17 protein-coding genes are annotated in these 23,312 nt (G+C 62.9%); 7 read left to right on the top strand and 10 right to left on the bottom strand.

Annotated elements, in window-relative coordinates; translation table 11 throughout:
* Positions 1 to 90: 90 nt before the first annotated feature.
* A complete protein-coding gene (locus tag SU48_RS11810; RefSeq protein WP_064015415.1) occupies positions 91 to 1,335 on the bottom strand; it encodes a Glu/Leu/Phe/Val family dehydrogenase in 1,245 nt (414 codons plus the stop codon).
* Between the two features lie 320 nt (positions 1,336 to 1,655).
* Entirely contained in the window at positions 1,656 to 2,630 is a 975-nt protein-coding gene (locus SU48_RS11805; RefSeq protein ID WP_064015414.1) for a polyprenyl synthetase family protein, read from the bottom strand.
* A gap of 128 nt (positions 2,631 to 2,758) precedes the next feature.
* On the opposite strand from SU48_RS11805, the gene SU48_RS11800 reads away from it, so the two are divergent.
* Entirely contained in the window at positions 2,759 to 3,376 is a 618-nt protein-coding gene (locus SU48_RS11800; protein WP_331710188.1) for a hypothetical protein, read from the top strand.
* Positions 3,377 to 3,705: 329 nt separating this feature from the next.
* Here SU48_RS11800 and SU48_RS11790 read toward each other — a convergent pair whose 3' ends face one another.
* Positions 3,706 to 4,527, bottom strand: coding sequence for a hypothetical protein (locus tag SU48_RS11790; protein ID WP_064015411.1), 822 nt, complete (start codon positions 4,525 to 4,527; stop codon positions 3,706 to 3,708).
* Positions 4,528 to 4,611: 84 nt separating this feature from the next.
* Here SU48_RS11790 and SU48_RS11785 point away from each other — a divergent pair, with 84 nt between their 5' ends.
* A complete protein-coding gene (locus SU48_RS11785) occupies positions 4,612 to 5,790 on the top strand; it encodes an amidohydrolase (protein WP_064015410.1) in 1,179 nt (392 codons plus the stop codon).
* A 45-nt stretch (positions 5,791 to 5,835) separates the two neighbouring features.
* A complete protein-coding gene (locus tag SU48_RS11780) occupies positions 5,836 to 6,300 on the top strand; it encodes a PaaI family thioesterase (protein WP_064015409.1) in 465 nt (154 codons plus the stop codon).
* An 87-nt stretch (positions 6,301 to 6,387) separates the two neighbouring features.
* Here the strand turns inward: SU48_RS11780 and csaB are convergent, their stop codons facing one another.
* From csaB to SU48_RS11760, 4 genes are all read right to left on the bottom strand, one after another.
* The gene (gene csaB, locus SU48_RS11775) at positions 6,388 to 7,359 is read right to left on the bottom strand and encodes a polysaccharide pyruvyl transferase CsaB (RefSeq protein ID WP_064015408.1); all 972 of its coding nucleotides are present in this window, start codon (positions 7,357 to 7,359) and stop codon (positions 6,388 to 6,390) included.
* Positions 7,356 to 9,290: a DUF5693 family protein gene (locus SU48_RS11770; protein WP_407919259.1), complete on the bottom strand. Its 1,935-nt coding sequence runs from the start codon at positions 9,288 to 9,290 to the stop codon at positions 7,356 to 7,358. Before SU48_RS11770 ends, csaB begins: the two co-directional genes overlap by 4 nt.
* Before the next feature lie 115 nt (positions 9,291 to 9,405).
* Complete coding sequence (gene udk, locus SU48_RS11765; protein ID WP_064015407.1) at positions 9,406 to 10,032, bottom strand: uridine kinase; 627 nt, start codon at positions 10,030 to 10,032, stop codon at positions 9,406 to 9,408.
* Positions 10,029 to 11,063: a Glu/Leu/Phe/Val dehydrogenase family protein gene (locus tag SU48_RS11760; protein WP_064015406.1), complete on the bottom strand. Its 1,035-nt coding sequence runs from the start codon at positions 11,061 to 11,063 to the stop codon at positions 10,029 to 10,031. Before SU48_RS11760 ends, udk begins: the two co-directional genes overlap by 4 nt.
* 325 nt (positions 11,064 to 11,388) lie before the next feature.
* Between SU48_RS11760 and SU48_RS11755 the strand changes: the two genes are divergently transcribed.
* From SU48_RS11755 to SU48_RS11740, 4 genes are all read left to right on the top strand, one after another.
* Positions 11,389 to 13,026, top strand: coding sequence for an E3 binding domain-containing protein (locus SU48_RS11755; protein WP_231881620.1), 1,638 nt, complete (start codon positions 11,389 to 11,391; stop codon positions 13,024 to 13,026).
* 281 nt (positions 13,027 to 13,307) lie between these two features.
* Positions 13,308 to 14,522, top strand: a complete 1,215-nt coding sequence (locus SU48_RS11750; protein WP_064015405.1) for an adenylosuccinate synthase — start codon at positions 13,308 to 13,310, stop codon at positions 14,520 to 14,522.
* A 441-nt stretch (positions 14,523 to 14,963) separates the two neighbouring features.
* On the top strand, positions 14,964 to 15,542 hold the full coding sequence (gene folE / locus SU48_RS11745; RefSeq protein WP_064016027.1) for a GTP cyclohydrolase I FolE: 579 nt from the start codon (positions 14,964 to 14,966) through the stop codon (positions 15,540 to 15,542).
* 133 nt (positions 15,543 to 15,675) lie between these two features.
* A complete protein-coding gene (locus SU48_RS11740) occupies positions 15,676 to 18,630 on the top strand; it encodes an HD domain-containing phosphohydrolase (protein ID WP_064015404.1) in 2,955 nt (984 codons plus the stop codon).
* Positions 18,631 to 18,677: 47 nt separating this feature from the next.
* Here SU48_RS11740 and SU48_RS11735 read toward each other — a convergent pair whose 3' ends face one another.
* Genes SU48_RS11735 through priA form a run of 3 tightly spaced genes read right to left on the bottom strand, consistent with a single transcriptional unit; the run spans position 18,678 to position 23,301 of the window.
* Entirely contained in the window at positions 18,678 to 19,649 is a 972-nt protein-coding gene (locus SU48_RS11735; protein ID WP_064015403.1) for a CobW family GTP-binding protein, read from the bottom strand.
* Between the two features lie 28 nt (positions 19,650 to 19,677).
* Positions 19,678 to 20,511 (bottom strand): hypothetical protein, encoded by an 834-nt coding sequence (locus tag SU48_RS11730; protein WP_064015402.1) that lies wholly within the window; start codon positions 20,509 to 20,511, stop codon positions 19,678 to 19,680.
* A gap of 57 nt (positions 20,512 to 20,568) precedes the next feature.
* Complete coding sequence (priA, locus tag SU48_RS11725) at positions 20,569 to 23,301, bottom strand: replication restart helicase PriA (protein ID WP_064015401.1); 2,733 nt, start codon at positions 23,299 to 23,301, stop codon at positions 20,569 to 20,571.
* Positions 23,302 to 23,312: the final 11 nt, after the last annotated feature.

The following is a 23,312-nucleotide window of genomic DNA, read 5'->3' as shown; positions in this document are numbered from 1 at the left end:
CTCTTAAACCTTTGACCCTTAGACCAAACCCTGAGCACCTCAGCCCAGAGCAACTCAGTCCTGAGCAATCAAGCCCAAAGCAACCCGGCGTCACGGATAAACCCCGCGCATCACGCTGGCTTCGTGCAGTCTGTTCAGGGCCATCGCATACGCCGCCGTCCGCATATCGGTTTGGCGGGTTCGCATGAATTCCAGCACGGCGTCTACTGCCCGGTCTACGCGCAGGTCAATGGCTTCTTCAATCTCGGTCTCTGTCCAGAAGAAATTGCTGGCGTCCTGCACCCATTCCAGATAATTCACGATCAGGCCGCCGATGGAGGCCACCAGATCGGGCAGCACGGTCACGCCCTGCAATTTCAGGAAGCGTTCGGCTTCGGGCAGCACGGCGCGGTTGGTGGCTTCCACCACGTAGCGGGCGCGGACGGCGTGGGCGTTTCCGGCGTTCACGGCCCCGTAGTCGTAGGCCAGCATCAGCACGTCCACATCCAGTTCGATCACTTCGTCGGCGGTGATGTCGGTGGCAAAACCCTGCACACTGCCGTGCTGCTCGCGGTAGGCGGCGAGGGCTTCTAGGTCTAGGCCACCGCTGGCAAAGGTGCCGCCGTCCTGATCACTCACGGCAATGACGAGTGCGCCCTCTGCGGCCAGCGTCCGGGCGGCCTTGCGGCCCACATCGCCAAATCCGTACACGGCGGCGCGGGCGCGGTTCAGGCTCTCGCCCTGCTCCTTCAGCACGCGGCCCGCCACCAGTGCGGCGCTGCGGCCCCGTGCATCCTTGCTGGCGTAACTGCCGCCCAGCGGAATGGGTTTGCCCACGACCACGCCGCTCACGGTTTCGCCCGTGTTTTCGCCGTAGGTGTCCAGAATCCACGCCATCGTCTGCTGATCGCTGCCCACGTCGGGGGCGAGAATGTCTTCGTTTTTGCCGATCAATTCCACGAGTTCGCTGGTATAGCGGCGCGTCAGGCCTTCCAGTTCTCCGGGCGACAGCGTAGCGGGGTCAACGTTCACGCCTCCTTTTGCCCCGCCCAGAGGGAGGTCGGCCACCGCCGCTTTCAGGGTCATGATGGCGGCCAAGACCTCGCATTCGTGGGCATTCAGGCCCGCCTTAAACCGGACACCGCCCATGCTGGGGCCACGTGCCGTGCTGTGAACCGTGCGGTAGCCCCGGAACACGCGAATCTGGCCGTCATCCATCCGAACGGGCAAATTCACGCTCAGGGTGCGTTTGGGGTACTTGAAATAGGCCAACGACTGATCGCTGACCGCGCAGTAGGGCAAAGCGTCTTGGAGTTGCTCCATGAGGCCTTGCCAATTGAGTCCTGATGCCCTCATTCCAGAGTTCTCCTTGGGGATAAGTTAACGGCTTAGTTCTTGAGGCAACCAGAGCATACACGCATAGACAAATGGGCAAGCGTGAAGGCCGGGGCCTGCCCCCAACGTTTGCCCCCACTGCCGCGCCCGGTCTGGCAGAACCCAAAAAGCTCCACACACACGCAAAAACGTTGAAGCGTTTCCAGAGCGTGTGAGTGCGAAGCCAGCCCTCGCCGCCGCCTTCCAAACGGCAAGGGCGGCGGGTCAGTCTGGCCTAAAAAGGCTGTCCGGTCAATTGGGACAGCATGATTGGATGACTGAAGGCGGAAGGGTAGCTGTTCCTAGTGACTCCGCTCGATCTCTTTTTGCGCCAACGCGGCCAACGCGCTGCGGGCCTCGCTGGGGGGCAAGGTGTCCAGCGCGCGCACGGCCAGCCCGGCACGGCGGCGTATTTCGTCGCGGGTGCGTTCCAACGTGCCTTCTGCGGCGGCCAACTGCTGCACGCGGGCCACGTCGCCCTCGTTCGCGGCGCGGCGTTCCAGAATCTCGCGCACCTCGCCCTCGTAGGGGCCGTCCAGCAGGTACAGCACGGGCAGGGTGGCTTTGCCTTCGCGCAGGTCGCCGCCCACCGGCTTGCCGATGCTGCTTTCCTCGCCCGCGAGGTCTAGTAAGTCGTCTTGCATCTGAAAAGCCATGCCGTATTGGCGGCCAAACGTGGCGAGGGCTTCCCGCTGGGCGTCGGGAGCCGAAAGCAGCAGGGCGGGCGCACTGGCGGCCAGCTCCACGAGTGCCGCCGTTTTGCCGTGAATCACGTCCAGATAGTGTTCCAGCGAGTACTCGGCGTAGGCGGCCACCTGAAATTGCAGAACCTCGCCCTCACAGATCACGCTGGCGGTTTGGCCGAATGCCCGCGTGAGGGCCGCGCCTCCCGGCAGATTGGAGAGCAGCATCAGCAACCGCGCCAGCATAAAATCGCCGCTCATCACGCTGACCACGTTGCCGAAGCGCCGGAATGCGGAGGGCTTGCCGCGCCGGGTGTCGGCGTCGTCGATCAGGTCATCGTGCAGCAGGCTGGCCGAGTGCAGCAGTTCCACGCACACGCCCACGTCGACCACATCGCTCCAGTCCGCCCGCCCCGGCTGTGCGCCCAGCACCTGCGCGGCCAAAAACGAAATCAGGGGCCGGGTACGTTTGCCGCCCGCCGCCACCAGATCATCCCCGATCAGCTCTATAAATTCTACGCGGGAGCGCAATACCTCACGCAGCCGCCCCTCGAAGGCCACGTTCGGCACCGCTACGTCTACCACGCCAGTCATCTTGTCAGTATAGGAAGTGCAGCGCGGTGTGCTAGGGCCGAAAGTACCCCGGCCCCCGGTACACCCGCCTTGCAGAAGGTCTGCTCAACGCTCCCGGAAGTTTGTCCCTCACATCGGGGGCGGCTCTCATGCTAAAAAGACAGCATATGGAAAGTGTCATTGCCGTCTTTAGAGAGCCTACACAGGCCAAAAGCGCCCTTGAAGCCCTGAAGGCGCGTGGCTTTGACCGGGATCACCTCGGCTTTGCCCTGACCGATGTGGTCATGGAAGATGACATCGCGCAGGCCACCGGCGTCGGCCCCGAAGCAGGCGCACCCGGCGGCAGCGCCTCGGTCATTCGCGGCACCATCGGCGGCACGTTGGCAGGCGTGGCCCTCACGCTCCCCATCTGGCTGCTGCTGCTCATCATTCCCGAAACGCGCATTTACCAGTTGGGCGGCATCTACGGCATGCTCTTCGGAGCCCTGGGCGGCGCGGGCCTCGGCGGGCTGTTCGGTGCGCTGGCCGGTTCCGATCACGGCGACTACGTGAAATTGCTGCGCCGAATGGGTGTGCCCCCCGTGCAGGCCGAACGTTTTTATGACGCCATGAAGAACGGCCACACGCTCGTTATTGCCCGTGACCCCGACAGCAAGCGCGCCGACGAAGCCTTGAGCATCATGCGGAAAAACGGAGCTACCCAGATTGACGACGCCAGTGGCAAAGGCCGCCTGAGCAGCGAACGAATCGGGCAGGACGGCAAGTAAGGGTTGAGATAAGAATAAAATTTTAGTAGCCTGCTGGTCATCCGAGAGGATTGCCAGCAGGTTTTCTTGTGGGAGGCGGTTGCAACGAACAGAGATCAAGAAATAAAATATTTTAAGACACTTACTCTACAACTCGGGTTGGCTCTGCTTATTATACTCGTGGCAGTATTTGCAACTTCATTTCTGATGAGGAAGAGCGACTCAAACGATATATACCTCTATATCACTCTATTCTACGCTGTCATTTATAATATTTTCTTTTTCAAAAAACAGCTTGCATGGCACAAGCTGTCTCAAAAGATGTTGCATTCGTAGAAGTGGCAATAAAGCTATTGCTTGACCAAACATAAAAGCTTTTGAGTATCTCTTACCGCAAACCCCACCGATTCCAGCAGGCCTTTATCTTTTTCTTCGGCATGAGTATGAACTTCTGCGGCTGGGTAGACAGCATATATTTTTGCCATCAGCGTGTGCAGGAGCTTGCGCTTGCTGTTTTCAGGGCCACACAGGGCCGCTACTGTAAAAATAATTTCATTGTCGGCATGATGGGCGGGATGGTTCGCACCGATCATGCCGCCTTCGTTATCCAACAGCCAGAATTGGGGCGAGAATCCACCGCCCATATGGTTTTTGGCTATGTCGTAACTAAAAGCAAACTCGCCCGAACATTGCCTGTAAATGTCTTGGAATGTTTGATCCAGCTCCTCAGACCAAACTTGAAATGTCGCATCTTCTGTATACAAACTGCCAAACAGATCGCGCTTCATGTCGTAGATAGTTTGGCTTTTCAGACCTTTCGACTCCAGCAGCTCTTGAATTTTTTGGCTTTCTGAGGGTTTGAATCCGTTCAGATATGTTGCTAACTCACCTGTAGTATTAATTAATGTATCTATGATCTTCGCGAATCCCTCTAAGTGAGTATCAGGCCATCCATCTTGCAGAAATTTGCCTTGATACAAGCAGATACCCGCAATGAATTGGCCCTGACAGAGAGCAACAGTAAATAGGTCTGCGACTTGCTGAAGATCCTCAGGCGTGTAGTCTTCTAACTTCGTCGCTGCGAAATCCTCTGGGTTCTGGACATTATGGTATGAGTAATAAGCCGCCAAGTAGTTTTGTACTTCGTGTGCTCTAAGCTGCCTAATTTCCATACAGCTATTATATGTGACCAATGTGTCAACAGACAAATATTTAGAGTTGTCGCCAACGCTGGGCGCATGCATTACCCTAAGCCCATGACACAATCCATTGACCGGGCCAGTACCCTGACCGAGCAACTCGTGGCGTGGCGGCGGCATCTGCACCAGAACCCAGAAGTGGGCTTTGCCGAGCATCAGACGGCGGCGTATATAGAGACCGAGCTGGGGCAAATGCCGGGGCTGAGCGTGTCTCGCCCCACAGAAACCAGCGTGCTGGCCGTGTTGAAGGGCCACAAAGCAGGCCGCACCGTGCTGCTCCGTGCCGACATAGACGCGCTGCCTATTCACGAGGAAAATACGTTTGAATTTGCCTCGCAGACCCCCGGTGTGATGCACGCCTGCGGCCATGACGGACACACCGCCATTCTGCTGGGCGTCGCCAAACTGCTGAGCGAGCGCCCCGAAGAAGTAGCCGGAGAAATCCGCATGATTTTTCAGCACGCCGAGGAAATCGGGCCGGGCGGGGCCGAAGAATTGGTGATGGAGACGCCGCTGATGGACGGCGTAGACGTGGTGACGGGCCTGCACCTGAATTCCTCGCTGCCTGCGGGCGTGGTGGCGGTGAAGCCGGGGGCGTTTATGGCCGCGCCCGACACCCTCACGCTGACCATTCGCGGCAAGGGCGGGCACGGCGCACACCCCGAACAGACCGTAGACCCGATTGCGGTCGGCGCACAGGTCGTCACCAATTTGCAGCACGTGGTCAGCCGGAACGTGGCAGCACTTGACGCCCTGGTGGTGTCTATTACGCTGTTCCAGAGTGGCAGCACCCACAACGTCATCCCTGATACGGCGCTGCTGCAAGGCACGGTGCGAACCTTCGACGCCGACTTGCGGGCACGCGCCCCCCAACTGATCGAGCGCGTGATTAAAGGCGTCTGTGACGCACACGGCGCAACCTATGACCTGGACTACGAGTTCGGCTACCGCCCCGTCATCAACACCGATTGGGTGGCTACCCGCCTGCGAGAGATTGCGCTGGAGACGGTTGGCCCTGACCTCTATCAGGACGCCAAACCCACGATGGGCGGCGAAGATTTCAGCGCCTACCTGCAAAAAGCGCCCGGAGCTTATTTTAACGTGGGTAGTGCCAGCGACAGCGCCGACAGCCACTGGCCGCACCACCACCCCCGCTTTACCATCGACGAAGCCAGCTTGGAGACAGGCGTGAAGATGCTCTATGCCGCCGCGCTGAATTTGGGTCAGGGGGAGTAGATCAGGGCACGGGTCACCCGGCTAGAAAGGCTCTACCATGCCCCCATGACCCTTCACCCTGACATCCAACTCCCCACGCCCGAAGACTTTGCCCGCCTGTCACCTGAAGAATTGGCGGGGCGCATGGGGGGCCTAAGCGGCACACTCGGCCAACGCCTCGGCATACAGCTGCTGAGCGTGACCCGTGAGCGCCTGACCGCCCGCATGCCTGTAGAGGGCAACCGTCAGCCCACCGGACGGCTGCACGGCGGCGCAAGCTTGGCACTGGCCGAAGAACTGGCGAGCCTCGGCAGTTTTCTGAACGTAGACCCTAGAACGCAGTTTGGCGTGGGCGTCGACCTGAACGGCACCCATGTTCGCGGCATCTCGGAGGGCTGGGTCACGGCAGAGGCGCTGCTGGTCTACCGAGGCCGCACGGTGATGGTCTGGACGGTGGAATTGAAAGACGAACATGGCCGCACGACGACGCTGGCCCGCTGCACCTGCAATGTGGTGACGCACAGGGGGTAACGCAACAGATTGGAACACTGAACGTGGAGTGCAGATCGTGGGTTGGCCTTCCCCACGTTCCACACTCCACGATCTCTCCGCCTTCTTCTAGCTGCTCAGCGCCCGCGTAAAGCTGTTCTCTGCCCGCTCTTTCATCTCGGCCACCGCGTTCCAATCGGGCGCGGTGCGGGTATAAGCCTGCTGGCACACGTCCTGCGGGTCTAGGGCGATGGGATGAAAGGGTGCGCCAGCATCGGCGCAAAAGCCCTGCACCTTGGGATCGTAGGCCACGCCCGCAAACGGTACGCCCGCAGCGGCAGCCAGAATAATGGCGTGCAGCCGCACTCCGATCACGAAGCCGCACGAAGCGATGGCGTCTAAGGCCACTTGTGGGTCTACCGTACTCAGCACCTCATCGGCCCCCAAACTGTGGGCGGCGGCGTCATCGTGGGCAGGCATGAAGCTGAGGGCCAGCACACGGCGGCCCTGTGCCTGCAAGCTTGCCGTCACCGTTTTTAGGCGCTCGGTGGCCTCGGTCACGTCGCCGCGTGGGGCAATGATGACCTGATCGGGCTGGCGCACAAGGCTGGGGCTGGGGTGCAGCAGCAACGCTGGATCGCCGCCCAATTCGCCCGAAATCCCCAACGCCTGTAACGTATCCAAACTGCCCCGGTCACGCACGATCACGCGCAGGCCGCGTAGGGCAGAGGCCACTTTGCGCCCCCCTTCCGGACTGAGTGGCCCGATGCTCTGGTTGAAGATCACCACGCGCTTGCCCAGCAGCCGCGCCGCACGAATGACGCCGAGGTAATAGGTGAGCGTGCGGGCGCTGGTTTTGTCTTGTAGCAGGCCGCCGCCGCCCGACAGCAGCACCTCCGAGCGGGCGATGGCCGAGAGCAGTCCAGCGGGTTTCATGCGCGGCGCACTCTCGCAGCCGTAGGTTTCGGCGGTCTGTTCGGGTGTCTGGGACAGCAGCAGCGGCCTGTGCCCCCGCTGCTTCAGTTCACGGGTAATGGCAAGTGCAATAGCCTCGTCGCCCGTGTTGCCGAAGCCGTAATAGCCGCTGACGGTGACCTTCATGCCTGAACCGCACGGCGCGTGCCGTAGGTATTCCATATTCGGATGCCCTGTTTCACGGCCCAGATCGCCACGTATCCGGCCACCAAGCCCACGCCGAGGCCGATGAAGCAGCGGGCGGCGCTGATGAGGAGGGGCGTGTGGAAGTGCGAAAAGGTGTTGAGGATGCTGGCCTGACCGATGACGCCGCCCAGCAGAATCAGGGTGCTGAAGTAGCCCGGCAAGACCCCGCTGAGGCCCACCAGTGCCAACGGATGCCCAGCCAGTTCCTTGAAACGCGGGCGAACGATAGAGTCCTGAAGGTTCTGGCGCACTTCTTTTTCGGCGTCGCTGACCCCCACCGAACTGGTGTTGCCCCGGCGCAAGAAGACCAGCGCGAACACGGCAATGCCGAGGCCCATCACCACGATGTCGCCCAGTTTGATGGGAGCGTTGTAGATATCCTGCGCGGTTTTGCGGATGTCTTGGCGCGGCAGGAAGCTTGCGCCCACCAGCACGAGGGGCAGCAGCAGCGTGAGGCCCACGCCCCGGAACGGCTCTAGGCCGATCATGGAGTTGCCGTTGGCCCCCAGCGCCGAGACGAACAGCACCCCCGCCAGACTCAGGCCCGTGGCGAGGAACCAGTCGGACACGCGCCGACGCCGCAGCACCAGCCCCAACGAAGGGAACGTGACGGCAGCGATCAGAGCGAGACCTTCCAGAGGTTTGATTCCGTCTGGGCCGAGGCTGTTGAGGCCGAACGCCAAGAGTGCCGTGAGGGCCGAGGCCAGCAGCCCCAGCCGCACCAGCGGATAGCTGAGGCCCAGCAGCAGCAGGGCGGCGAGTGGCCCCACCGCGCTCAGGAGTTGCAGCAGCGGGCTGGGTTCGTAGCGCGTGATGGTGGGGTTCGCCAGCTTTACGCCCGCGTCGCCCAGCAGTTTGGTGGTGCGGGCCAAGAAAATCTCGGTTTCACCGATGGTGGGAAAGGTTCGCAGGTACAGCAGGCGGTGGCCCCGTTCGCGGGCGGCGAGGGCGAACTTGGAGGCGGTTTCTTCCGGGTCAAGCAGGTTTTGCCACGCCGCACTGATCGAGAACATGCGGGCCGCGCCGTGCCGTTCCACGAGTTCTTCTATGCCGCGCTGGGGCGTCGCCTCGATCAGGGTGGGAATGCGGCCTTCCATGCGCTCGTTGATTTTGTCCAGTAGGTCGGGGTTGCGTGCGCCGATCACTTCGGTGCTGGGAAAGGAGATGAACGGCACGTCAGGCCAGTCCGCGCCGGGCCGCAAAACGGCGTCGTCTGCGTAAGGGCGGTACACCAGCGTCATGCCCTGCGCCTTCAGGTCATTGATGAGCGCCGTGTTGGGGCCAGCGGGCAAGAAGCGCGGATCGGTGGCCCACTCTACCCACTGGTTCCCCCCGATCTGCACCAGCCGGGTAGGGATGGTGTAGCGGGCAGGCAGGCTTTCGGCCACACCGGGCTTAAGGGAGCGCAGGTAGGACTTTTGGGGCTGTGCGCCCTGACCGGGAAACTGCACCGCCAAATCTGCGCCGTCCTGAAAGTACACCTCACCGCGCTGCTGCAGGCTGCCAATCGTGTCTTCGTACACGGCCACACCGTTAAGGCCCAGTGCCTTATAGCGGTCTAACAGCGCCTGTGGTTCCTGACCGTACCGCTGCGCCTGAGACACCAGATTCGGGTAATCCATCACATACGACGTGGTTTTCTCGGATTGCTCGAAGGTCACGCGCTGATACGCCAAGAGAAAGGCCGGAATCAGCGAGAGCAGAATCAGGCCCAACAGCACAGGGGTAAGGCGGTGGCGGGTGGGCACGGGCAGCGTTTCCAGCGAGAGGGCCGCCTGAGGGGGAATGGGCGGCTGGGAAACGGAAGGGCCGCCCGGTGATTCGGGCAGGGAAGAACGGGCGGCGGGATTCGGATCAGTCACAGGGCACATCCTAAAGGGGAAAGCGGCAAGGGTTGAGGCAAGGCGGCAAAACGGGCCAGCCTACCTTCCGCCAGCCCGCCGAATCGTCCCCCTATCGGATGAGAGGGTCTGTTCTGGCCGTTGCCTAGACCGTAGACCGAATCCGGGCCGCCAACATGTCCAGCGCGGGTTCGTTCATGCCGCCGTGCGGAATGATCACGTCGGCGTAGCGTTTGGTGGGTTCCACGAAGCTCAGGTGCATGGGCCGCACATAGTCCAGATACTGCTGAATCACGCTTTCGGGGGTGCGCCCGCGTTCCTGCGTGTCGCGCAGCAGGCGGCGAATGAAGCGCACGTCGGCGTCGGCGTCCACGAAGACTTTCAGGTGCATCCGCTCGCGCAGTTCTTCGTCGTAGAGGGCAAAAAAACCTTCCAGCACCACCACCGACCCCGGCAAGACCCGCGTGGTCTGGTCGGAACGGGTGTGCTTGGTGAAATCGTATTCGGGCATGGCAATCGGCACGCCCGCCAAGAGCGCATCCACATGTTCGCGCAGCAGCGCCCAGTCGAAGGCCGCCGGGTGGTCGTAATTGGTTTTCAGGCGGGCCTCGAACGGAATGTCGGACTGGTCGCGGTAGTAGTTGTCCTGACTCAGCACGGCCACACCGTCGCTGCCCACCGTTTCGATGACTCGCCGGGTCACGGTGGTTTTGCCGCTGCCGGAGCCGCCCGCCACGCCGATTACGAAGGGTTCGGCTTTGCTGATGCTCATTTGCCGTGTCCCAAGCTGCCGATCAGATCAATCCGCCGTTCCGCCATGCGGCGGGCCACGATATGCACGGGTTTGCCGTACTGCTCGGCCACCGCCGTAATCCGGTTGATGATCGTATACACGCGCTCGGCGGCCTGTTCGGGCGTGGTGCCCTGCGCGGCGGCAATGAGGCCAGCCGCGTTGATGGCGTAATCGGGCATATAGATGATTCCGGCTTCTTTCACGGCAGACTCTCCGCGCCGCGTGAGGGGGTGATGCTCGCCGCCCGCGATCAGGCGGCACTGCAAGCGGGGCACATCTTCGGAGCGGATGGAATGGCCGTAGGCGCAGGGGGCGAAAATGTCGCAGGGCGAATCGAGGAGCTGATCGGCGGCCACCACCTGTACGCCGTCAAGCTGGTCAGCCAAGGCTTCGGCCCGGTCTGGGCGTCGGTCAGCCACCGTCAGGCGAGCGCCCTCGCGGTGCAGATGCCCGGCCAGCGTGCGGCCCACCGCCCCCACGCCCAAAATCGCCACCCGCACGCCGCGCATGCTCTCGCTCCCCAGTGCAAAACGGGCGGCGGCCTTCATGCCCCGGTACACGCCGTACCCGGTGACGCTGCTGGTGTCGGTGTTCACGCCCAACGTGGCAGGCGTTTCCTGCGCCACAAACGCAATATCGGCGGGCGATACGCCAATGTCTTCGGTGAGGACGACCCGCGATTCCAGCGGACGCACCTGCCGCCCCAAGGCCCGGAACAGGGCTTCGCGGGCGTGTGGGTCGTCTACGCCCGCTTCGGGCATCATCAGGACGCACGCACCGCCGCCGTAATTCAGGCCCGCCAGCGCCGCCTTCAGGGTCAGGCTTTCGCTGAGGGCCAGTGCGCCGCGCACCGCCAACTGCTCGTCTTGTGCGCCGAGCCGCACGCCCGCAATGGCTGGCCCCAGCACCGTGGAATGAATGGCGAGGGCCGCCCGCAGGCCGCTGGGCGCGTGGTGCAGCAGGGTCAGCGCCTCGTGGCCCCGTGCCTGCATTTCTTCGAGGATCAACATAAAACCTGCTCCTGCACAGTACTTTCTCGGACTTCCTGCATGGTGACTCCTGACGCGCTTAGGCTGCGCGGTAATGCCAAGCAGGGTAGCACCGCGCCGCCGGGAGGCTGTGACCCTGCCTGTCTTCTTGGCCTGCCAAGAGACGGCGGAACTGACCCGAAATCGTCTCAAAACACGGGGTTCTGGCCTTAACGCAAGGCTGACACCCCCATTGCCCCCCGCGTACCCCGCCCTCTAGCACGAAAATTGCACGCGTTAGGCGGGTCTGTTCGCTAGAATGCCCCCTAAGAATGTCACTTACACTGCACGCCCAAGGGGGAAGTTGATGATGGATAGGATTGCTCCGCTCGCCAAGATTCTGGCAGAAGCAAACGGGATTGACTGGCAGAGACTCAACGGCACGGGCGAGGGCGGGATGATCGTGGAGCAAGACATCCTGAACTACCTGTCACGCGTCATGAGCGGCGAGGAAGAGCCGCCCGAAACCCCCGTGGACTTGCCGCCGCCCGATTGGGAAGGCGACCTCGCCAACAGCAACTTCGACATGGCCGCGCTGAGTGCAGCGGGCGTAGACAGCGACATCACCTCGTTTATCGAGCAGGCCCGGCCCTCTGCCCCGCAGGTTCCGGCCACCCCCGCCGCTAGCTTTCAGGACGACGCGATGGAATTCGAGATGGACGACGGCGAGGACGACGGCGAGTCGCTGCTGACCACCGAGCCGCCCGTGCTCGTGCCCGCCGCCGAGCTTGAAGTGCCGGAAGTCGCCGCCGCCCTGCCTGAGCCTGAGGTACAGCCTGCCGCCGCCGTGATTCCCGAACGGATCGTGGTGCCGGAGCCTGTACAGCCCGAACCTGTACAGCCCGAACCCGCGCAACCCGAACCTGTTCAGATTCCTGCTGCTGCCGCCGCTGTGGTTCCGCCCGCTGCCGCTGCTGCCAGCAAAGGCGGCTTGGGCGGGTTGCTGTCGCGCCTGTACCAAAACCGCGCCGCGCCGCAGGACACGCCCGTCGCGCCTACGCCCGCCCCCAGCATGGTTGGCCCCGCGTTCGCCACGCCCAAGGACGATGTCGCCGCAATGTCTCCCCCGGCAGTTTCCACGCCGGAAGTGGCTGCGCCGAACATCACCGTGCCGGACATCGCTGCCCCCAGTATTGCTGCTCCTATTGTTCCCGATATCGCCATGCCCTCGTTGGCTGCCGCAGAGGTGGCCGCCCCCGAACTGACCGCCGCAGACCTGAGTATTGAAGCCGAGCAGAACACGCCCGACTTCAGCGCCCCGCAAGTGGACGCGCCCTTGGTCAGCGGCCCGGTGACAAGCGACGCCGCACAGCCTTGGGCCAGCAAAGACGACGTGGTGCCGATGGTGGCCGCCGCGACGCCAGCAACCCCAGAAGTGCAGCCTGTCCTCACGCCCGATCCGGTTGCTGCTGCGATGGCCGGAGCCGCCGCCACTGCTTCTCTCGGCACCGCTTCTGCCAACGATGCTGCCGCCTTGCCCCGAGACGCCGTGTGGTTCGGCACCTACCTGCGCCGCGACGCCCATGTGGCTGCTGCCGCCGATCTGCGCGAGCAACTGAGCGAAGCCCTAAGCCGCGACGTGCCGCTGGCCCTCTTGGTGGCCCGCGCCGCCCAGCACCACGCCGCGATTCTGGACTTGGGTGCAGTTGCCATCCAAGACCCCAGCGTGGGCCGCACCCGTAGCGCGAAACCCGGCAGCCTCCGTGACGCCGTGACCGCCCTCGATACCGACCACGACGGCACGCCCGACCTGCTGATCGTAGACGCCGGACTGCTGGACTTGGACGACCTGCACTACCCGCACGCCCTGACCCTCAGCGTGGGCCGCGTGCAAGGGGGCCGCGCCGCCCTAACCCTCAACGGCAACGTGGACACCGAACGCGCTGCCCGCTTCCTTGCGAGTGTGGCCCAGACGCTCGAAAAACCAGTAATTCTGGTGGTCTGAGCAAGCTAGAAATTTGAACGTGGAGCGTGGGGGGTGGATCGTGGTGATCCCCTCCCGCGCTTTTTATCTATCTGGGAGGCTGGCCCGTAGGTTGTCGCCCTTGCCCTTCTTAGACCCTCGACCCTTAGACGCCTTCCCCCACTTCTAGCTCTCCCCGCCCACATTTTGCTCCCAGCCGGGGTACACTGAATTACGGTGCTGTGCGCCGTGCTTTTTTTTGTCTTGCCGCAGCGTCGGTGTGGGCAAAAAGGGCAAGTCTGCGCGTGCGGCAGGAGGCTGAAATGCCCGGAATCGCAATTATTGGTGCCCAGTGGGGAGACGAAGGCAAGGGAAAGATCACCGATTTCCTTGCCCCCCGCGCAACATTTATCGCCCGTTATCAGGGAGGCGCGAACGCGGGCCACACCGTGACGGCCAAAGGTCAGACCTTTAAGCTGAACCTGCTGCCCAGCGGCGTCCTGCACGAGGGAACGGTGTCGGTGCTGGGCGACGGCATGGTCATCGACCCCCAGAAGTTTATGGAGGAACGCCAGAATTTGCTGAATGCGGGCCTGAATCCTGATCTCCGAATCAGTGACCGGGCGCATCTGGTGTTGCCTCACCACAAGTTTGTCGATGGACGCAAAGACTTCGTGGGCACGACGGGGCGCGGGATTGGCCCCGCCTATGCAGACCGGGCGCGGCGCGTGGGCATCCGCTTTGGCGATTTGGCCGACGACGGCGTGCTGCGTGAGCGCGTAGAGCGGCTGCTGGAAGCCAAACCCAACAGCACCCGCGACGCAGGCTGGACAAGCGTAGACGTGGCCCTCGACGCCCTCGCGCCCACCCGCGAAGCCCTGCTGCCCTTCGTGCAGGACACGGGCGGGCAACTGCGCCAAGCCATCAAGGAAGGCCAGAATGTGCTGTTTGAAGGCGCTCAGGCCACCTTGCTGGACTTGAATTACGGCACGTACCCCTTCGTGACCAGCAGCCACCCGACGGTGGGCGGCGTGTTGGTGGGGGCGGGCGTGAACCACAAGGCCATCCACCGCGTCTACGGCGTCGCCAAAGCCTTCAATACCCGCGTGGGTCACGGCCCCTTTCCCACCGAAGTCTTCGGGGATATGGAACTGCGCCTGCGCGGCGACGGCTCCAAGCCTTGGGATGAATTCGGCACCACCACAGGCCGCGCCCGCCGCGTAGGCTGGCTGGATCTGGAACTGCTGCGCTACGCCGTAGACGTGAACGGCCTCGACGGTCTGGTCATCAACAAAATGGACATTTTGGCGGGCCTGGACACCATTCCGGTGTGTACCCACTACGACGCGGACGGCCAACCCGTGTACCGTCAGATGCCCGGTTGGGCCACCACCGACGGAGCCGACAGCCGAGCCACCTTGCCCAAGCAGGCGCAGGCGTATCTGGATTTGATCGAAGAGACGGTGGGTTGCCCCGTGGTCATCTTCTCGTGTGGCCCGGCCCGCGAGCAGACGTATGGGGCAGTGGACTGGGTTTAGATTGGGTGTGAGGTGTCGGCAGAGCGTCTAAGGGTCAAGGGTCTAAGAACGGCATAAAAACGCCTGCTTAACGGCGTTGCCCTCGCTCGTAGGAATGAGGGGGCAATTCAGCCACCGTCCCCGCCCCAGCACCTTAGACCCTAGACCCTTCGACCCTTAGACTCCGCACCAATAACCTCAGCCCCCCACCCCGCCCCTGACCTGCGCCTGACTGCCCCCAGCGCACTGCCCCCACTTCCACCCCCCCGCCTGAAATCCATCAGACAATTGCCGTGAGTGGCTAAGGCCTACACTCGCGGCATTCGATTTGTCGGCCCTCCGCATTCGTATTGGCGGAACGACACTGGAGCCTGAACTGTGACCACGACCAAGCCCACTGACACTGATTTCGACCTTCTTGATTCTGATCACAGCGACGCCGACCACAGCGCCTCTGATCACGTGGGAGCCGTTCGGCCTGATCTGAAGCTGCTGACCCACGACTGGCTCTCGGCCATCGGGGAAGACCCGGAGCGCGAAGGCCTGCTGAAGACGCCCGAGCGCGTCGCCAAAGCGTGGGGCTTCCTGACAGGCGGCTATACCCAAACGCTGACGGGCGTGACCAACGACGCCGTGTTCGAGGCCGAGGGCAGCGAGATGGTCATCGTGAAAGACATCGAGTTCTATTCGATGTGCGAACACCACATGTTGCCGTTCTATGGCCGCGCCCACATCGCCTATATCCCAGACGGCAAAATCTTGGGCCTCAGCAAGTTTGCCCGCATCGTAGACCTGTACGCCCGCCGCCTTCAGGTGCAGGAGCGGATTACGACCCAAGTGGCCGACGCGGTGCTGGAACTCTTGGCCCCCAAAGGCGTGGCGGTCTTAATGGAAGGCGTGCACCTCTGCATGGCGATGCGCGGCGTGCAAAAGCAGAATTCCAGCACCACCACTTCGGCCATGCGCGGCCTGTTCAAGGATGATGCCCGCACCCGCGCCGAGTTTATGAGCGCCGTGCAGGGCACGCTGCGGAGCCGCTAAAAGGGCAGAGTGTTGTGTATTGTTTCACGTTTAACCCTGCTCCTTAAGCATGGCTCAATGGCAGATGGACAGCCTATGAAAATCGCATTGGTCGATGACCGCAGAGTAAATTGAGAGTGTAGACTGTCTTTCAATGTCGCTCGAACCAGAATGGCACGGTGGGCTGGCGATGAGGGGCTTGACTGAAGTCCTGTTCAATTTGTCTCTACTGATCACCTGCACTTTTGGTCTGAGCCTCACTTTCCGCGAATGGCCGGTGCGCCGCCGAATTCGTGAAGATGCCCTCCGGGTGGGCTTGGCCTCTGCCTCTTCGCTCTTGCTGATGGTGTTCGCCTTTCGGGAAAGCGGCCCTCCCCCCGATCTGCACCTTGATTTCTGCTTGGTGCCGCTGGTATTGGTGGCAAAGCGTTACGGCGTGGGCCTAGGGGCACTGGCCGCCCTACCGATGCTGCTGTGGGGCTTCACAGAAGAAGGCACGCAAGCTGGAATCAAGGCCGCTGTGGATGTGGCGGCTCTGCTGCTGATTACGGGCCTGCTGCGGCCCAAGTACGACATTTTGATGCTGACAGCCCGTGATCTGTGGCTGCTCCCCATACCGTTCTTGGCAGTCAATCTGGTGCTGCTGGCCTCTGCGGAAGGCCGGGCGGTGTTTTGGCAAGTGTACCTGTTGGGCCTGCTGATCAATGCCGTAGGTCTGGGCATCGCGGCCATGATTCTGCTCTCACGGTATCAATTGTTGCGGGTGACGCAGGCGTTCCGCACGCAGGCCCACACCGACCCGCTGACCAGTCTGGGCAACCGCCGACAATTCGACGCCGACCTTGCCGCACTTGATGTCGGCGCGCAGTTGGTGCTGCTGGACTTGGATCATTTTAAGATCGTGAACGATCAGTACGGGCACGCTGTAGGCGACCAAGTGTTGCAGGGCGTGGCGCGGCTCTTGGGGCGCGATGAACGGCAGCAAGTGCGGGCCTACCGCATAGGTGGCGAAGAATTTGCGCTGCTGACCGATGTGGGTAGTGAAGGCCGTGCCCGCACATGGGTCGAAAGCCTGTTGAAGGAAGTGGCGCGGCAAGGCATGACGCTGGCTGGAATTTCGTTTCCAGATTCAAATGGCTCGCTGCCCGCCACACTGACCCTCTCGGCAGGGCTAGCCACCTGCCGCCCCCACGAAACGCCGCACGACCTGTTTCGGCAGGCCGACGAAGCGTTGTATCTGGCCAAAACCAATGGTCGCAACCGCTTGGTGTGCAGTACCGATGTTCCCGCATCCGCCGCAAAAAAGACCGCTCGCACGGCGGCCCGCACGCTCCCGAAACCGGCTCAAGTCGGCGGCTCGGGCGCGGTCAAGGGGGGTGCTGCCTCTGGGGCATTGGGCGCAGTCAAGCTCGCTTCTCTCTCAGCCGCAGCAGCCGACGACAAAACCCTGAGCATTCAGCCCCGCTTTACCCTGTGGCAGTCGCTCCGAACCACTGTAGAATTGTTGTCCCAGCGCCGCAGCATGACCGACACAGACTGGTCAGAGTTGCTGCGGTTGGCGATTGCCTGTGTAGACGGTGCCGAGGCCGGATCGCTGAACATGCGCGAAGGGCGGGAATTCCGGCTCTGTGCAGTGCAGGGCTACGGGGCGGCACTGGTGGGGTTGCCCCTCAGCGAGCAGTCACAGTTTCTGTGGTACGGCCACGACCGGGCCGACTGGCAAGCGGGCAAGGCACGGGTCATCAATTCGCAGGAACTGCAACTGGTTGGCAAGCAGTCGGACGCACTGCACGCCGCCGGACAGACACAGTTCTTTCAGGAAGCGGGCAGGCGCGACGAGTTGCAGGCCAACTTGTGCTTACCGGTGGTTCTGAACGGCGAAGTGGTGGCCCACCTGAATCTGGACTCGTTCTCTTCGGTGCACGCCTTTGCGCCGGAAGCTCTTGAGGTGGCAGGCCTGTTCGCCCAACAATTGGCCGCCTTGCTCCAATTTCAGCAGCGTTGGCGCGAACTGGATTTATTGGCCGAGCTGCACCTGCACCTTCAGACCGATGACGGACTGGCTGCCGCTCCTGCTGGCCCGCTTTCCTCCGGTAGTTCCCCAAACGAACCCCGCTTGGAAGCCCGCCTGACCGACACCGCGCTGGACTTGTTGCGTGCCCACCAAGCGACCCTGCTGCGCTACGACGCCGATCTGGATCTGCTGACTTCCCGCGCCGCCGCGGGGCGTGACCGGCAGCTTGGCCCGGCGCAATTGCCGCGTGGGCAGGGGTTGGCGTGGAGAGCCCTAGAGACCGGGCAAATTATGAGAAGCGCCGATCTGCGGCCCAAACCCGGACTGTATAGACCAGAGCAGGTGGAGCATGACTGCATGATGGCTGTGCCCCTGTTTGGACAACATCACGATCCTTTGGGCGTATTGGTCGTGACCCGCGCCGCCAACCGACCTTTTCAGATCGTCGACGAACATTTGGGCCTGATGCTGGCGAGCGTCGGGTCACGCCTGCTGGAACGTCACGCCCATGTGGCCGACTTGCAAGAAGCCCTCGAAGCCGCACTGAACACACTGGGGGTGGCGCTAGAAGTGCGTGATTTCGAGACGCAGGGTCACACCCAGCGCGTCCGGCATCACGCCCATATCTTGGGGCGGGCGCTGAACTTACCCCCTGACCTGTTGGTGGCCCTGCGGCACGGCGCGGCCCTGCACGACATCGGCAAATTGGCCATCCCCGACGCCGTGCTGCTGAAACCCGGACGCCTGACGCCTCATGAGCGCCGAACCATGGAAACCCACGCGGCTTTGGGATCGGTGCTGGCCGCCCGCATTCCTTACCTTCACCCCGAAGCCCACGCGGTGATCCACTCTCACCACGAACGTTGGGACGGCGCGGGCTACCCAGACCGGCTCGGCGGCGAGCAGATTCCGCTGCTGGCCCGCCTCTTCAGCCTCTGCGACGTGTACGACGCGCTGGTGAGCGTCCGGCCTTACAAGCAGGCCATGTCCCCCGAACAGGCGCTAGAAATCATTCGGGAGGGGTGCGGCAGCCAGTTCGACCCTGCGCTGACCGACCTGTTTGTGCGGCTGTGGGAAACCGGAGAGATCCGCTGATCTGGAGTTGATTCTCCACGCTCAGAGCAACACTGAATGGGGATGCTCTAGGCCACCGCTTCTTCGATCACACACGCCTCGAATGCCGCTGCATATTCCGCCCGGTCTAGCCCGCGCCCGATAAACACCAGTTCGGTGTGGCCGTCGCCCGCTTCCCATGCATCGGCGGTAAACAGGTCGCGCACCGCCTGAAACAGGATGCGCTGCGGGTAGCCGTACAGGTCGACAAAGCCCTTCACACGCAGCACTTCGGCGGGGCGCGACAGGATCAGGTCGGTCATAAAACGCTGCCAGCGGTAGGGATCGAGGGGACGGGTGGCCCGCAACGTGAAGGATTTCAGCCCCGGCGTATGCTGCGCGGCGGTATCAGCCCCGTCCAGCACGCGGGGATCGAAGTCGTCGCGGGCTAGGAGTGCGTCGGCGTCCAGTTGGCCCTGCTCTACCCGCACCATGCGGGCCAAGGGATTCACGCCGCGCAGCACGCTCTCGGCGTGATCCAGCAGGCCGGGGTCAGACAGGTCGGTTTTGTTCAGCACCACCACATTCGCGTAGGCCAGTTGCCGCGCCGCTTCCGGGTGGTCGCGCAGGGTGTGCAGGGCGTGGCGGGCGTCTACTACGGCTACTAGCGTGGTCACGCGGAAGGCGGCCCGCACGGAGCGTTCCAGCAGAGTTGCCAGCACGGGCGTCGGGTCGGCCACTCCCGACAACTCCACCACCACAGCGTCGGGCTTTTGCTCACGCATGGCAATAGTGACCAACGCCCGCAGCAGGTCGTCACGCCCGGTGCAGCACAGGCAACCCGCCGTCAGTTCGGTCACGTCATCGTTCAGGCGCTCTATCAGGCCGCCGTCTACGCCCGCTTGCCCAAACTCGTTCACGATGATGCCTAAGCGGTGCGGCAAGGAGCGGATCAGGTGATTGACCAGCGTGGTTTTGCCCGCCCCCAGAAAACCGCCGATCACGATGACAGGCACGCGTTCATCGGTGCGGGGCGCGGGAGTGGGGGAGAGGTTGGGCATGGGGGGAGAATAGCGGGCAGGGAAAGGCTCAGATAGAGGAACTGCCCCAAAGCTCGTAAGTAAGGGGGCCGTCCTCTGGCACATTCAGCGCGAGGTCGTAACCAAGATAATCATCGTGTTGTTGATCTGCTGAATTAGCGTGACCTAAAAAATGCAGCATAACTGTCATAAAGGAATCATCACTGGAATTAATGTCAGAAATGTAATACTCGCCTGTCAGTTCCAAACGGCTGGGGAAGAAGTTGTCGTCCACATGGCCGGAGCCGCTTCCATCATTGACGGCTTCCATCGCGGCCTCTTGCAAGCAGGCCAACACTTCAGGCCAACGGTGTTCTAAGGTCAGGTAGTCTTCATCTGATAGCCTTCCTCTCGCAATCTCACCGACAGTCAGTGTTCTAACAAGTTTGAACTTAAGATTAGAAATTTTGCTGTCGTAATCGGTATCATGAGCAAGAATGGATTGACCCTGTTTGGTTGTAGGATTCCAGAGAAGCGTAACTAAGTAGCGTGTATACACCGACGGAAGATTCTTGTAATCAATTCGCGTCAGACTTAGTTCAGTTTCTACGAGGATAGAACTAGGTTGCTCGGAACTGAACTCGAGATGTCGACAGCCAACAAAATAGTTTCCATTTACGCCTTCTGAGTAGTAGCTGAATGGCTGAAATTTTGCTACAGCAACAGGATCGGTCAATGCCCACTGCAGGAAATCTTGAGATTGCTGAATAATTTCGCCCGAAGATGTCTCCAAGATTTTTTCTAACTCCGCCTGCCGTTCGCCGTAAGTTACGCCCTGAACGGCCCATTCCGGCGTCGGGATGCGCTGAAGCTGGAATAGTTCGGGATCGAATCCATATTTCATAGTGGTCACTCTTTCATGGCTTGCCACAGGGACGGGCCGAGTTTGAGTTTTCTGCTCTCACAGCCCCCCACGCGGGTTCACGTCTACCCGCACTCTGGCCTTCACGCTGCGGTCTACCGTTGCCAGCAGTTGGGCCAGCCGGGCATCGTCGCGGGCACGCAGGAACAGGTGATAGGGGTACACGCCGCGCAGGCGGGCCACCGGACTGGCGGCGGGGCCAAGCACTTCCTGCGCGGTGGCTCCTGCGCCGTGCAGGGCGTCGGCCACAGCCTGCGCGGCAATTTTGGCCTTTTCGGGGTCGCGGGCAGCAATTTCCACTTGGGCAAGGCGGGCGTGCGGCGGGTAGCCCAATTCCTTTCTGACCCGTTCCTCGGCGGCGGGGTAGGCCAGCGCGTCGCGGCCCTCTATCAGCACCTTCAGCGCCGGATGGTCGGCCTGAAAAGTCTGCACCACCAGCAGCGGGGCGCGGTCTGGGTGCCATTCGGCCAGTTGCCTCAGCAGGCGGTGATAGCGTTCCGAGGCCCGGAAATCGGACACGTTCAGCCACGTATCGGCCAGCGTGACGCCCAGCAGGGCCAGATTGGGCGGCGCGTCGTGCGAGAGCAGCAGTTGCGTGCCCACCACCACGCCACTCTCTCCGGCGTGCAGGGGCGAGAGGTCGTCTTGGCGGTCTTTGTCCAGTCGGTACACTTTCAGCCCCGGCACCAGCTTTTCCACCATCTGGGCAATCCATTCGGTGCCGGGGCCGCGTGCCTGCCACATGCGCTCGCCGCAGTTGTCGCAGCGTTCAGGAATGGGTTCGTGGTAGCCGCACTGGTGGCAGGTCAGTTGGCGGGTGTCCTGATGAAACCTGAGCGGCACGTCGCAGTTGCGGCACTGGGGCACATGCTCGCAGGTGGGGCAGCGCAGCAGCGCGGAATAGCCACGCCGGGGCGCAAGCAGGGCCGCCTGTCTGCCACGCTCGTGGACTTGGCGCAGGAGCCTCACCAAGTCATGGCTTAGCGGGTAGCCCAAATCGGCGGGCGTGAGGTGGGCACCGCTCAGCGGCCCCAGTTCGGCCTGTTCGGGCGGGTTGGCATAGTCCACCACATGCACGCGGGCACGCGGCGGGGGCAGCACGGCCCCCACGTAGGGCACACTTTCGGCGGCGGGGGCGGCCCCCACCATCGCCAGTGCAGCGTCGTGCGCGGCGGCCACCCGTGCGGCCACATCGGGCACAAAGGCGCGGCAGCCCGACTGCAACTTGTAGGCGTCGCTGCCCTCTTCCAGCACCACGATCAGGGCGGGGTCGTGCAGCGGGGCAGTCAGGGCCAGATAGGAACCGATCACCAGCCGCGCCTCTCCTGCCCCGACTAAGGCCCAACTGTGCGCCCGCTGCACGTCGCTCAGGTGCCCGCTGATCTGAATGGCCCGCGTGCCTGCCGCCTCGGCCAGCCCCGACAGGTGTTCCCACGCCCGCCGCAAGGTGGCATGATCGGGGGCCAGCACCAACACGCCGCGCCCCTGAGTCAGCAGGCGGCCAATGCGCGGGGCCAGCGTGCGGGCGCGGCTGGCAGGGCGTCCACCGTGCAACCGCCAGACCGCGGCTTCGGGCAAGAGGTCGGGATCGGGCGCTCTGGGCGGGCCAGCGGGCGTAGGCGCGGGAAGTGGGGGTGGCGGCGCAGGCTTTTGCACCGTGTCGGCCCAGCCCTTGGCCGCCAGCGTTCCGGCCACCGTAGGCGTCAGATGCACCCCGGCGAGGCTCGCGCCATTGGCCCATGCGGTCAGCGATTCCACCGGGCCATGCTCTTGCAGCCACGTCCACGCGGCGGGCGGCGGCGCGAGTTCGGGCACATAGGCTGCCGCGCCCGCGTTCAGCAGCGCAGTAACGGCAGCGGCACTCACGCCCGCACCTTTGGCCCACCCGCTCAGGCTGGATTGAGGTTCGTGGGCAGCCAGCCAGTGCCACGCCGGGGGCGCTTCCCGTTCGTGCTGCACGGCCCGCGTGCCTCCTTTAGCGGTGACGCCGTTCAGCACGCTTGTGCCGACGCCTGTGCTGTGCGCCCACTCGCTCAGGCTCCTCACCGGGCCGTTGGCATTCAGCCAGCCCCACGCGCCCGCCTGTTTGGGGGTCAGGGCTGCCGGGTCGGGCGGTGGCACGGCTTCCAGCCACGTTTCTAGGCGCACGCTGGCGTCGGCCTGTGCCCAAGGTTCGGCCCTCAGCAGGGTGGTCAGGCGGCTGGCCTGCGGCACGTCGTCCAGCACCCGTGCCTGCACTACCCCGCGCATTTTGGGCGTCAGGCGGAAGGCTTCTTCCAAGAGTCCCTGTTCCCGGATGGCGTCCAGCAAATTGGGGGCAAACGCCGAAGCATCGGCCCACGCCAGCCCCGGCACTGTCCAATTCATCCCTATGCGCCCGAAGGCCAAGAGGTCGGCGTCTTTCACGGCCCGCACGCGGTGGTCATAGGTGGCGTCCCAGCCCACGCCCAACAGGTCGCCCCAGACCAACCCGGCGGGCAACTGGGCATCTGCCGCCCAGCCACCAATTCCGGCAGCGGTGGAGGCGGGTACCCAAGGTTGCTCGGGGGTGTCCAGCACCGTTACCACGTCGCGCACCCGGTGGGCACTGACCGGATTGCCCGCACCCACCACCAGCCCCACCGTCAATTCTCCACGCCAAGGCACCAGCACGCGGCAGCCCAGCGGAATTGGCCCTGTCCAGCCGTGTGGCACGGCAAAATCCAGCGCCGGAACAGGCAGCGGCACCGCCACCAGCCACGGAATCAGAGAAGGGGTGGCGGGCGGGGTCACAACCTTTAAGC

This window comes from Deinococcus puniceus (assembly GCF_001644565.1).
In the GTDB taxonomy this organism is placed as follows: Bacteria; Deinococcota; Deinococci; order Deinococcales; family Deinococcaceae; genus Deinococcus; species Deinococcus puniceus.
This window is presented reverse-complemented; position numbering and strand designations above follow the sequence as displayed.